This is a genomic window from uncultured Granulicatella sp., assembly GCF_963515615.1.
GTDB lineage: Bacteria > Bacillota > Bacilli > Lactobacillales > Aerococcaceae > Granulicatella.
The window spans coordinates 1-11,450 of sequence record NZ_CAUPZT010000047.1 but is presented as its reverse complement, the minus strand read 5'-3'; the positions used below and the strand labels follow the sequence as shown (position 1 = coordinate 11,450).

Below are 11,450 nucleotides of genomic sequence, written 5' to 3'. Positions count from 1 at the left end.
TCTGTCGAAATCAGGACGTGCTTTCTTCTATTTTTGAGACTTTTTGCCCAGTCTCATTTTTGCTACGGAGAAAAGTCTATTTCTTCCGATTTTTAACGGTGTAAAAAAGAGAAAACGTATGAGACAGTGAACTGCCATACGTTTTCTCTTTATTTGCGTCCTAAATACTACATGTCAGAAAAGTCTTTTCTCTCTTACGTACTGTACAAAATGGTTGAATAATTCTTGCATTCCTTCGTAATCGTTCACCATTGTTTCTGGATGACCTTGTAATGCTAGTACATATTGTCCTTCTTCATTTGATTCAAAAGCTTCGATTAATCCATCTGAACTCCAAGCAACAGCTTTGAAGTTTGGAGCAAGTTCTTTAACCGCTTGATGATGATATGAATTAATCTCTGTTTTTGTTCCAAATATTTTAGATAATTCACTACCTTCTGCTATTTCAATCGTATGAGTAGCAATAGAAGGCATTGTTTTTTGAACATGTAAAATCGTTGATTCTGGATATTGCGATTGAATGTCTTGATATAAAGTACCTCCAAAAGCAACATTTAAAATTTGAATACCTCTACAGATGGCAAGAATTGGTTTACGTTGACGATAAGCTTCTTCAATTAGCGCAAGTTCATACGCATCTCTTACTGGATAAGTTCTTCCTAAGTTAATATGAGGTTCTTCTCCATATAAAAGAGGTGAAACATCTTGCCCTCCTGATAAAACTAATGCGTCAACTCTTGAAATATATTCGTGAGCTGTTTCTTGAGAAACAATCGGTAAGATTACTGGAATGGCTTTTGCTCTTTCTAAACCAGTAACAAATCCGTTAGGTGCATAAGATAGGATATAGGTATCATGTTCAGTATTATCTTGACGATGATTCCCTGAAATTCCTATTAAAGGATATTGTTGCATCTATTTTTCTCCTTTCGCATTGTAAGTAGTTTATATGATACTCCATTTTCATGAAAATGAAAAGTTTTTTATATGAAAATAAGTGAAAAACTTACAATAGAAGATATGAATCCGAAACGTTATCTTTTGATAATCGTTCTTATTTAGGATAAAATATTCTTAATGTGACAGATAAAAATTCTGTTATATCATTGAGGATTTATTTTGAAAGGGGCTTAATAATGGCAACATTAGAAATTAAAAATTTACATGTGTCAATTGAAGATAAAGAAATTTTAAAAGGTGTTAATTTAACCATCAATACTGGAGAAATCCATGCAGTTATGGGACCTAACGGAACAGGGAAATCAACTCTTTCTGCAGCGATTATGGGACATCCAAGTTATGAAGTTACAGAAGGTGAAATCTTATTAGATGGAGAAAACGTTCTTGAAATGGAAGTAGATGAACGTGCTCGTGCGGGTCTGTTTTTAGCAATGCAATATCCAAGTGAAATTGCTGGAGTAACAAATGCAGAATTTATGCGTTCAGCTATCAATGCTCGTCGTGATGAAGACAATAAAATGGGTGTTCGTGAGTTCATCAAAAAATTAGATGAAAAAATGGCGATTTTAGATATGCCAGAAGAAATGGCAGAGCGTTACTTGAATGAAGGATTCTCTGGAGGAGAAAAGAAGCGTAATGAAATCCTTCAATTAATGATGATTGAGCCAAGTTTTGCCATTTTAGATGAAATCGACTCAGGGTTAGATATTGATGCGCTTAAAGTTGTTTCTCGTGGAGTTAATGCGATGCGTGGGGAAAACTTTGGATCATTAATTATTACTCACTATCAACGTTTATTAAACTATATTGAACCAGATGTTGTTCATATTATGATGGACGGACGTGTGGTAATGACAGGAGATGCTGCATTAGCAAAACGTCTAGAAGCAGAAGGATATAAAGGAATTAGTGAAGAATTAGGAATTTCTTTAGAACATCAAGAATAGGAGAAAGAGAATGGCAGAGAAATTAACCGTAACACCAGAACAATTGACTTCATTCTCACTTCTAAAGAATGAACCAGATTGGTTTTTAGACATTCGTTTAAAAGCATTGGAATTAGCGAAACAATTACCATTACCATTTATTGAGCGTGTAAAATTCCATCGCTGGAATTTATTCCAAAGTGAAATTGGAGAAGCAAACTCACTCATTACAGAATTAGAAAAAGACATTCCAAGTGCAGTAGGAAGTGCAAAAATTGTTCAATTAGGAGCAGTTTCTTACTGGGAAGAGATGAATGTTGAAACAGCGATGCAAGATGTATTAGTAATGGATTTATTTGAAGCATTACAACAATATCCAGAATTAGTGAAACCATACTATATGACAAAAGCTGTACCAGTGGATGAAGATAGCTTAACTGCGTATCATGCAGCAATGGTTAATTCAGGAATTTTCATTTATGTTCCTAAAAATGTTGTAGTAGAAGATATTATTGAATCTCATTTTGTACAAAATAATACAGTAGACGAAGCATTCGTAAAACACGTATTAATTGTTGCTGAAGAAAATAGTTCACTATCTTATGTGGAACGTTTCGAAAGTATTGGAGACCGTAAAAATACTGCGAATATCATTGTGGAAGTGATTGCAAAAGAAGGAGCAAAAGTTCATTTTGCAGCGGTTGATACATTAGGTCAACCAACGGATGCATACATGAATCGTCGTGGTTATTTAGAAAAAGATGCAACTATTGAATGGGCATTAGGGATCATGAATGACGGAAATGTAATCGCAGACTTCGATAGTGAATTACGTGGAGCAGGTTCTACTGCAAAAGTAAATGTGGTTGCTATTTCAACTGGTAAACAAGTTCAAGGAATTGATACAAGAGTGACAAACTATGCAAACCACTCCGTGGGACATATTTTACAACATGGAGTTATTCTTGATAAATCAACGTTAACATTTAACGGAATTGGACATATTATTAAAGGAGCAAAATTCGCAGATGCACAACAAGAAAGCCGTGTATTAATGCTTTCTGAAGGTGGACGTGGAGATGCGAACCCAATTTTATTAATTGATGAAAATGAAGTAACAGCAGGACATGCGGCAAGTGTGGGACAAGTAGATGATGAACAATTATTCTACTTAACAAGCCGTGGAATTAGTCAAGCAGAAGCGAAACGTTTAGTAATTCGTGGATTCTTAGGTTCTGTTATTAGTGCCATTCCAGCACAAAATACGCAAAAAGAATTAGTAGAAATGATTGATCAAAAGTTGGCGAAAAATGATGAACAGTAATGACATTCGAAAAGATTTTCCAATTTTAACTAGAACCGTTAATGATGAACCATTAGTGTATTTGGATAATGCTGCTACAACGCAAAAGCCTGAAAGTGTGATTCGTTGTATAGAAGAGTATTATCATGATTACAATGCGAATATTCATCGTGGTGTGCATACGCTCGCTCAACTTGCAACGGATGCCTATGAAGCAAGTCGTCAAAAAGTTCAAAAATTTATCAACGCTTCTTCGATAAAGGAAGTATTGTTTACAAGAGGAACAACGACTGGAATCAATTGGGTAGCACAAGGTTTTGCTAAATATCGCCTGCATGAAGGAGACGAGATTTGGATTAGTAAAACGGAGCATCATTCTAATTTTGTTCCATGGCAACAATTAGCCCTTCAAACAGGAGCTAGTTTAAACTTCCTTCCATTAACTGAAGAAGGGGAACTAGATGTACAAGCTGCAAAAGAAGTGTTAACTCATCAAGCAAAAATCGTTTCTATTGCGCATGCTTCTAATGTGTTAGGAACCATTCAGCCAATTAAGGAATTAGCACAAATCGTCCATGAAGTTGGAGGAGTATTAGTTGTTGATGGAGCCCAAGCAGCACCGCATATGAAAATTGATGTACAAAACTTAGATTGCGACTTTTATGCGTTTAGTGGTCATAAGATGTTAGCTCCAACAGGCATTGGTGTCTTATATGGAAAGCAAGCACTATTAGAAGAAATGCAACCCATTGAATTTGGCGGAGAAATGATTGACTTCGTGTATGACACAGAAAGTACATGGAATGAACTTCCATGGAAATTTGAAGCAGGTACTCCAAATATTGCCGGTGGAATTGCATTAGGAGCGGCCATTGATTATTTAGAACAAATTGGAATGGAAAACATTCACGCCCATGAACAACAATTAGTAGCGTATGTTTATGACAAATTAACACAAATGGAAGGTGTGACCGTTCATGGTCCAACGGATGTTTCAAGAAGAAGTGGCGTCATTTCATTTACAATGGATGGCGTTCACCCTCATGATTTAGCAACTGCCTTAGATATGGAAGGAGTCGCAATTCGTGCAGGACATCATTGTGCGCAACCGTTAATGAGAGATTTATGTGTTTCTTCGACTGCTCGTATTAGTTTTTATATTTATAATACAATGGAAGAAGCTGAATTTTTCGTAGAAGCATTACAAAAAGTAAAGGAGTTTTTCTCAGATGGCTTTATCTAAATTAGATCAATTATATCGTCAAGTGATTTTAGACCATTCGAATTTTCCTCGTCATAAAGGAATTCAAACGGAAAAAACAGCTGAAGTTATCGAGTTGAATAATCCGACTTGTGGCGATGTATTACAGTTACAATTAGAATTATCAGATGATGGTCATATTACAAGTGCTCGCTTTGATGGACAAGGCTGTTCGATTAGTATGGCGAGTGCCAGTATGATGTGTGATATTTTAGAAGGAAAAACTTTACCAGAAGCTTTAGAATTAGCAGAAGATTTCTCAAAATTAGTGCAAGGACAAAGTGTGAATGAAGATCGATTAGAAGATGCTGCCTTACTAAGTGGAGTTTCTAAATTTCCAGCACGTATTAAATGTGCAACTTTAGCATGGAAAGCATTAGAAAAAGCAGTTGAACAGAAAAACAAGAAAGGAATTTAAAAATGAGTGGAGTTCCAGAATTAGAAGATTACAAGTATGGCTTTCATGAAGATGTAACGCCCGTATTTGATAGTGGAGTTGGATTAAGCGAAGAAGTCGTTCGTACGATTTCAAAAATGAAAAACGAACCAGAATGGATGCTTGAATTCCGATTAAAATCTTTAAAAGCATTTGAAAAAATGCCAATGCAAACATGGGGAGCAGATTTATCAGATATTGATTTTGATGCGATTACCTATTTCAAACGTGCGAGTGATAAACCAGCTCGTTCTTGGGATGATGTTCCTGAGAAAATCAAAGATACATTTGAAAAAATTGGGATTCCAGAAGCAGAACGTGCTTATCTAGCAGGGGCATCTGCACAGTTTGAGTCAGAAGTCGTGTATCACAATATGAAAGAAGAATTTGATAAACTAGGAATTGTCTTCACCGATACAGACTCAGCATTAAAAGAATACCCAGAATTATTTGAAAAATATTTTGCAAAATTAGTACCACCAACAGATAATAAATTAGCAGCATTAAACTCAGCAGTATGGTCAGGTGGAACGTTTATTTACGTACCAAAAGGCGTAAAATGTGATGTTCCACTTCAAACATACTTCCGTATTAATGACCAAAATATGGGACAATTTGAACGTACATTAATTATTGTAGATGAAGGTGCAAGTGTTCACTATGTAGAAGGATGTACAGCACCAACATACTCATCAAACAGCTTACACGCTGCGATTGTAGAAATTTTCGTAGAAGAAGGTGGATACTGTCGTTATACAACGATTCAAAACTGGTCTGATAATGTCTACAATCTTGTAACAAAACGTGCTCGTGCAGCAGCTCATGGAACAGTTGAATGGATCGATGGAAACTTAGGAGCAAAAACAACAATGAAATATCCTTCTGTATTTTTAGAAGGGCCTTATGCAAAAGGGACAATGTTATCAATTGCCTTTGCTGGAGAAGGTCAACACCAAGATACAGGGGCAAAAATGATTCATAATGCACCTCATACTTCTAGTTCGATTGTTTCAAAATCAATCGCAAAAGATGGTGGTGTCGTAAACTATCGTGGACAAGTAACCTTTAGTAAGAAATCTGATTATTCAATTTCTCATATCGAATGTGACACGATTATTATGGACGATTTATCGAAATCAGATACAATTCCATTTAACGAAATTCATAATGATAAAGTCGCTTTAGAACATGAAGCAAAAGTATCAAAAATTTCTGAAGAACAATTATTCTACTTAATGAGTAGAGGAATTAGTGAATCTGAAGCAACAGAGATGATTGTCATGGGATTTGTTGAACCATTTACAAAAGAACTTCCAATGGAATACGCAGTTGAATTAAACCGATTAATTGCGTACGAAATGGAAGGCTCGGTTGGTTAACCGATAAAAGAGAAAATTAGCGCTATAATGCGCTAATTTTTTTCTTTTTATCGTAAATTACTTCCACATCGGTATAGTTATATGGAAAAAGTAGAAAATAAAGCTATACAAAAATATTAACGCTAATTTATAATTACCTTAATAAATAATATAAACAAAGGAAACTAAACAAATGAAAGCACTAATTGTATTAGACTGTCAAAAAGGTATGTTAGAACGTGGACATTTTGACGAATTGAGAAAAAACATTTTAACATTACAAAATATTTTTAAACAAAATGGAGATATTATTATTAATACGAGACATATTGATAATGATGAAAATAGTATTATTTACAATGGAAATGAAAGTGGAAGTTTAGATGAAGAATTGTCAGTTTTAGCAGACTATATTATTGAAAAAGAAAGTCCAAATATTTTTCAATGTAAAGATTTGACGGAGATTTTAGTGAAGCATCAAATTAAAGAAGTAGTAATTACAGGATTAAATGCGGAATATTGTTGTTTATTTTCTGCTATTATTGCTTCAGATAGAGGTTATAAAGTAACTTATATTGAAGATGCAACTGCCAGTGTGAATAATGGGGAAACATATGAAATGAAGGATTTAGATATTGTTGATTTCATTGGTTGTATATTAGATTGGTCAGGGCAAGTAGAAGTATTATATCTTGATGAATTTGAAAGTAAAAACTGCTAGCTTTGCTATAAATTGACAAAAGAAAATAGTTATTATAGAATGATGTCAGAGTTGAGGGAGAAATTTTATCCTTTCAATTACAGATTTTTTTCAATAATCTATAGTGATATAGAAGTGTAAAAAAGCACGTTACACTGCTTGGCAGAGCTAATGAACTGTTCCCTTGCGATAAGCCTAAAAAGCACAACAGTAGGGAGTTAGTTGCTTTATATGAGTAACTAATCGATTGTCTTGTTCGGAGACTTTTCCGTTCCGTGCTTATTTTTTTTGCTTTAAGGAGCGACTATGGATAATGATGCAACTTTACAAAGTGTTTTAATTGATTATCATGAAAAGTTTTGTCATAAAAAATGTTTATTGGAGATAAACTATCCTAAATTTGATAAAATAGTTGTTCTCTTTCATGAACTTGATTTGCACCATTTATTGGGCTTACATTATGTATTAGATAAAAGTATCAATGCTACTACAAGTATACAAAGTATAAAAGATAATAAATTATTTTTATCTGATTTAACAAAAAGTACTAATTTTAGGAAGATGTTTTCTAGATTTAATAATTATTCTTTTATAGAAAGAATTTTCTATGATAAAAAAGTGAAAGTTTGTGTTTTAAATAAAGACTTAAATAGTAATAACATGCATCTTGATTTAGTTTTCTATGAAGAACAAGGAAGAACTGCTTTAGTATTAGGATTAAGAAAAGTAGGGAATTATTATAGATTAATTACTTTACATGAAAGTGATATTAGAAAATATAAAAAAGTGAGAAAAACAAAAATTAATAATATATCTTGGATAAAATAAAAAAATAGCGCTATAATGCGCTATTTTTTATTTTAATGTAAAACTCATTGAAACTGGGTTGTGATCGGAATGTTGGAACTCTAAGTCATGTACATGGACATGATTGAATTGTACATTGTCTGAAATAATGAATCCATCGACTAATGTTACAAAAGTTCTTCCTTTTTGGTAGCCTTCATCTAATGCACGAGCTGAAGGAATTTTTTGTTCTGCTAATCCTTGAGTGGCTAATGTAAAATGCTTTGAAAGATTTTCTACTGGGAATGGATGAGTCCAAGTTTGTGGTTCATTGGATGTTTGGAAGACTTTCGGACTTTTTCCAAGTAAAATATCATGATTAAAGTCACCGCCGACAATGACATAGTTTCCTTTTTCATATTCACTTTCCATATAATGGAATAGCTTTTCTAATTGGCTTTTTCCAATTGTTGGATCTTTTGTATATGCAGATAAGTGAATATTGATTAATGCTAATTGTTTCTGATTTGAAACGGGTAAGTAGCTAACGGTAAAAGCTCTGTCTAAATCGAAAAATTTATTAAAGTTCGTTTCAATTGGTAAACTATATCGTTGGCTCGATTGAATCGTATATTTGGACATCGTTAGGAGTCCAGAAGTTGCTTTTCCAATTGGGTCTAATATTGGATAAAATAAATACGGTGAATCATAGTTTTGTCCAAATACCCAATTTTGCTTCTCAAAAGCCTGAGTGATGAATTCTACTTCATCCACATGTTGGGAACGATCTCCATCCGTGTCTATTTCTTGAAATAGAGCAATATCTGGTTGAATCGTTTGAATAGCATTTTGGATTCCTTGCATATTGTCTAATACAGTTTCTCGATTGTAAGCTCTTGAATATTTCCCGCCATCCATAAAGAAGCTATAGTCTTGAGGATAGGCTCCATATCCAATATTAAAAGAGGATATGGTGTAATCTTTGCCAGGGTTAAGGGTTTGGTCTGTATGGCTTGTAACGGATAAAGGTAGGTTATCTTCTAATCGATAATAAGCAGTATAACCATAAATAAAATATCCAATGATTAAACTGATAAGAATGATTAGAGGACTTAAAAAATAAAATAGTTTTCGTTTGAATGATGTTTTTCTTTTCATAATGCATTCCTTTGCTAATTTATAAATTTCTTTATTCATTATTATAGCACGATACTTTAAAACTACATAAAGGGATGAATTTCATTTCATTGACAGTGTTTTCTATTTTGGTGTATAGTGGCTCTGTTATACAGATTATTAGGAGGTTTTGTTATGGCAGAAGTAGAAAGCTTCACATTAGATCATAATAAAGTAATTGCACCTTATGTGCGTAAAATTACAGAAGAAGTAGGAGAAAAAGGAGATCGTATTACGAATTTTGATATTCGTTTCTTACAACCGAATAAGCAAGAAATGCCAACAGGGGTCATTCATACATTTGAACATTTATTAGCGGATTTATTAAGAGATAGAGTAGACGGAATTATTGATATTTCTCCATTTGGATGCCGTACTGGATTCCATTTAATTACATGGGGAACACCAAGTGCAGAAACAATTGCCGTTGCGCTAAAAGTAACACTAGAACAAATTGTTCATGAAATTCGTTTTGAAGATATTCAAGGAATTTCAGCTGTTCAATGTGGAAACTACAAGGATCATTCATTGTTTGGTGCAAAAGAATACGCAAAACAAGTATTAGAACAAGGAATCAGCATCGATCCATTCGAAAGAAAAGTTATTTAATGGCTAATTTTTTATTGTCGTGAAGAAAAGAAGTAAAACTTCTAACTTCACGTTTTTTTAATTTTTAGAGGTTAAAAAACTATTTTTTTATTTCACTTTTTTGTATGAAGATAAGTATATATTTATTAAAAATGGATAAAATAAAAAACCTTTTTGCTAGGCAAAAAGGCTTTTTATGAATGTGTTATTTTCTATTTTGTTTTCCGCTGTTTTTTCCTGTTGATGTGCGGTTTCTTTGTGCAAATGTTTGTTGATCTGGTGCAGTAGTGGTTTGATTAGCACTCTTAGCAACATTTGAAGTTTCTGGAAGAATAACTTTATTGCCTTGAGCTTCTAATTCAGCATCAATTTCTGCAAGTACTTTTGGACGAATGAATTGGTTTTGAATCCAAGTTTGTAAGATTGCAGTTAAACCAGAAGTGAAGAAGTAAATCCCAATCCCTGCAGCCGTACCAACAGTAAACATTAACATCATAACAGGCATCATATATAGCGTCGCTTTTGCTTGAGCCTTTTGCGTTTCATCCATATATAATTGGCTAATATATCCTTGGATTAAATAAATAACAGCAGTAGCAATCGCAATTGGTAAATACGTACTACCTAATGAAACTCCCATAAATGAACTGTTTGAAATTTCAGGAGAGTATAAAATCGCATTATATAAAGCACTATAAACTGGCATTGTAACTAATACTGGAAGACATCCAGAAGCAATCCCACCTGTTAATGAAACATTATTTAAACGATAAATTTCCATTGTATATTGTTGAACTTCCATACGTTGTTCTGGTGTTGGGTTGTCACCATAACGTTCATTCATTTTATCAATATATGGTTTTAATAACGCCATTTTTTCTTGGTTCATTAACATTGTCTTCATTTGTTTAAACATGGTTGGCATTAAAATAATACGAACTACAATTGAAACAATCATAATAGAAATGACATAGTTTCCACCAATTGCTGAAGCAATCCAGTTTAAAATGGTTTGAGTTGGTACTGCTAAATAATCATACACAACCCCATACGGTTGATTAGTGGCTTTGTCAATTTGTACACATCCAGATAGGAATAGCACAAGTAAGCTCGATAGAGCTGCTAATTGAACTTTTTTTGTTAATTTCATGAATCACATTCCTTTATTTTTTTCTGTCAAACACAATCATTTTACTTTATATTGAATAGAATAGCAATGAAAATCAGTGTATATGGATTTCTCTCTCATTAATAATAGATTGAAAATCCTTTATAAATCTGTTCGTTTTCAATAATTTCTACTGTTGATGAACGGATTTTTGCATACGGTGATGGGGGAGAGGTTGTTACTCGGTCTACAAAAGCATAGGCTCTCTCCGGGGTATCCTGGACAATGATTTCAACGGAAGTATCGATTTTATTTTTTACCATTCCGTTTATTTGCAATTGGTCTGCTAAACGTTTTGTATAAAAACGAAAGCCAACTCCTTGAACAAGTCCCCAGACTCTAAGACGTAATGTAATCATTTGAATTCCTCCTTTTAACTATCCTAACAAAAATATATGAATTTTCAATGGATGAAGATAACAAGTTTTGAAAAAGTTTGGTATACTGTTAGTAAGAGGTGATTGTATGTATTGTGTTATTCAGACAAAAGGGGTCGATGAACCTTGGTGGATGATGGACGATTGGAAAGAGATGATTGTTCTAGAAGAATCTTGTTCCACTATAGAAGAAGCAAAAAAACTTTATCAAGAATTATTAGAAAAATATACAGCACAATATCAAAAGAAACGTGAGAAGAAGTTTTCTTGTGCATTTTGGAATGAAAATGAATGTGAATATTGTGAGTCCTGTGAAGATTGTTTGCAACTCTATTATGGAGTCCTCATTTTGACACCAGAAGGAAAACTATATTCAGAAGGAGAGTAAAGTGGCTAAGCAAGAACAAAAGA

General features: G+C 33.5%; 13 protein-coding genes. 9 read left to right on the top strand and 4 right to left on the bottom strand.

The features are described from left to right. Positions 1 to 174: 174 nt before the first annotated feature. Positions 175 to 915 carry a gamma-glutamyl-gamma-aminobutyrate hydrolase family protein gene (locus RYL55_RS07225; protein ID WP_315008269.1) on the bottom strand — a complete coding sequence of 247 codons (741 nt, stop codon included), beginning with the start codon at positions 913 to 915 and terminating at the stop codon, positions 175 to 177. 221 nt (positions 916 to 1,136) lie between these two features. Between RYL55_RS07225 and sufC the strand changes: the two genes are divergently transcribed. The 7 genes from sufC to RYL55_RS07190 all read left to right on the top strand — a co-directional run bounded on the left by sufC (position 1,137) and on the right by RYL55_RS07190 (position 7,772). Beyond that, on the top strand, positions 1,137 to 1,907 hold the full coding sequence (gene sufC, locus RYL55_RS07220) for a Fe-S cluster assembly ATPase SufC (protein ID WP_006702912.1): 771 nt from the start codon (positions 1,137 to 1,139) through the stop codon (positions 1,905 to 1,907). A gap of 10 nt (positions 1,908 to 1,917) precedes the next feature. Then, the gene (gene sufD, locus RYL55_RS07215; RefSeq protein WP_314679914.1) at positions 1,918 to 3,210 is read left to right on the top strand and encodes a Fe-S cluster assembly protein SufD; all 1,293 of its coding nucleotides are present in this window, start codon (positions 1,918 to 1,920) and stop codon (positions 3,208 to 3,210) included. Continuing rightward, entirely contained in the window at positions 3,197 to 4,432 is a 1,236-nt protein-coding gene (locus tag RYL55_RS07210) for a cysteine desulfurase (RefSeq protein ID WP_315008268.1), read from the top strand. Before sufD ends, RYL55_RS07210 begins: the two co-directional genes overlap by 14 nt. Next, a complete protein-coding gene (gene sufU / locus RYL55_RS07205; RefSeq protein ID WP_314404536.1) occupies positions 4,419 to 4,868 on the top strand; it encodes a Fe-S cluster assembly sulfur transfer protein SufU in 450 nt (149 codons plus the stop codon). Before RYL55_RS07210 ends, sufU begins: the two co-directional genes overlap by 14 nt. 2 nt (positions 4,869 to 4,870) lie before the next feature. Further along, positions 4,871 to 6,265: a Fe-S cluster assembly protein SufB gene (sufB, locus tag RYL55_RS07200; protein WP_006702908.1), complete on the top strand. Its 1,395-nt coding sequence runs from the start codon at positions 4,871 to 4,873 to the stop codon at positions 6,263 to 6,265. A gap of 172 nt (positions 6,266 to 6,437) precedes the next feature. Beyond that, complete coding sequence (locus RYL55_RS07195; RefSeq protein ID WP_315008267.1) at positions 6,438 to 6,965, top strand: isochorismatase family cysteine hydrolase; 528 nt, start codon at positions 6,438 to 6,440, stop codon at positions 6,963 to 6,965. A 285-nt stretch (positions 6,966 to 7,250) separates the two neighbouring features. Continuing rightward, positions 7,251 to 7,772: a PBECR4 domain-containing protein gene (locus RYL55_RS07190; protein ID WP_315008266.1), complete on the top strand. Its 522-nt coding sequence runs from the start codon at positions 7,251 to 7,253 to the stop codon at positions 7,770 to 7,772. A 27-nt stretch (positions 7,773 to 7,799) separates the two neighbouring features. On the opposite strand, the gene RYL55_RS07185 is transcribed toward RYL55_RS07190, so the two are convergent. Then, positions 7,800 to 8,888, bottom strand: coding sequence for an endonuclease/exonuclease/phosphatase family protein (locus RYL55_RS07185; RefSeq protein ID WP_315008265.1), 1,089 nt, complete (start codon positions 8,886 to 8,888; stop codon positions 7,800 to 7,802). A 153-nt stretch (positions 8,889 to 9,041) separates the two neighbouring features. On the opposite strand from RYL55_RS07185, the gene RYL55_RS07180 reads away from it, so the two are divergent. Next, positions 9,042 to 9,515, top strand: coding sequence for an S-ribosylhomocysteine lyase (locus RYL55_RS07180; protein WP_315008264.1), 474 nt, complete (start codon positions 9,042 to 9,044; stop codon positions 9,513 to 9,515). A 184-nt stretch (positions 9,516 to 9,699) separates the two neighbouring features. On the opposite strand, the gene yidC is transcribed toward RYL55_RS07180, so the two are convergent. Together yidC and RYL55_RS07170 are read right to left on the bottom strand one after the other, a co-directional pair. Continuing rightward, positions 9,700 to 10,644, bottom strand: coding sequence for a membrane protein insertase YidC (yidC, locus tag RYL55_RS07175; RefSeq protein WP_315008263.1), 945 nt, complete (start codon positions 10,642 to 10,644; stop codon positions 9,700 to 9,702). 98 nt (positions 10,645 to 10,742) lie between these two features. Beyond that, positions 10,743 to 11,021, bottom strand: a complete 279-nt coding sequence (locus RYL55_RS07170) for an acylphosphatase (RefSeq protein ID WP_315008262.1) — start codon at positions 11,019 to 11,021, stop codon at positions 10,743 to 10,745. Between the two features lie 106 nt (positions 11,022 to 11,127). Here RYL55_RS07170 and RYL55_RS07165 point away from each other — a divergent pair, with 106 nt between their 5' ends. Then, the gene (locus RYL55_RS07165; RefSeq protein WP_315008261.1) at positions 11,128 to 11,427 is read left to right on the top strand and encodes a DUF1033 family protein; all 300 of its coding nucleotides are present in this window, start codon (positions 11,128 to 11,130) and stop codon (positions 11,425 to 11,427) included. Positions 11,428 to 11,450: the final 23 nt, after the last annotated feature.

Coding starts and splice junctions, on each gene's coding strand:
- RYL55_RS07225 (WP_315008269.1), bottom strand. CDS start 915: ATGCAACAATATCCTTTAATAGGAATTTCAGGGAATCATCGTCAAGAT.
- sufC (WP_006702912.1), top strand. CDS start 1,137: ATGGCAACATTAGAAATTAAAAATTTACATGTGTCAATTGAAGATAAA.
- sufD (WP_314679914.1), top strand. CDS start 1,918: ATGGCAGAGAAATTAACCGTAACACCAGAACAATTGACTTCATTCTCA.
- RYL55_RS07210 (WP_315008268.1), top strand. CDS start 3,197: ATGATGAACAGTAATGACATTCGAAAAGATTTTCCAATTTTAACTAGA.
- sufU (WP_314404536.1), top strand. CDS start 4,419: ATGGCTTTATCTAAATTAGATCAATTATATCGTCAAGTGATTTTAGAC.
- sufB (WP_006702908.1), top strand. CDS start 4,871: ATGAGTGGAGTTCCAGAATTAGAAGATTACAAGTATGGCTTTCATGAA.
- RYL55_RS07195 (WP_315008267.1), top strand. CDS start 6,438: ATGAAAGCACTAATTGTATTAGACTGTCAAAAAGGTATGTTAGAACGT.
- RYL55_RS07190 (WP_315008266.1), top strand. CDS start 7,251: ATGGATAATGATGCAACTTTACAAAGTGTTTTAATTGATTATCATGAA.
- RYL55_RS07185 (WP_315008265.1), bottom strand. CDS start 8,888: ATGAAAAGAAAAACATCATTCAAACGAAAACTATTTTATTTTTTAAGT.
- RYL55_RS07180 (WP_315008264.1), top strand. CDS start 9,042: ATGGCAGAAGTAGAAAGCTTCACATTAGATCATAATAAAGTAATTGCA.
- yidC (WP_315008263.1), bottom strand. CDS start 10,644: ATGAAATTAACAAAAAAAGTTCAATTAGCAGCTCTATCGAGCTTACTT.
- RYL55_RS07170 (WP_315008262.1), bottom strand. CDS start 11,021: ATGATTACATTACGTCTTAGAGTCTGGGGACTTGTTCAAGGAGTTGGC.
- RYL55_RS07165 (WP_315008261.1), top strand. CDS start 11,128: ATGTATTGTGTTATTCAGACAAAAGGGGTCGATGAACCTTGGTGGATG.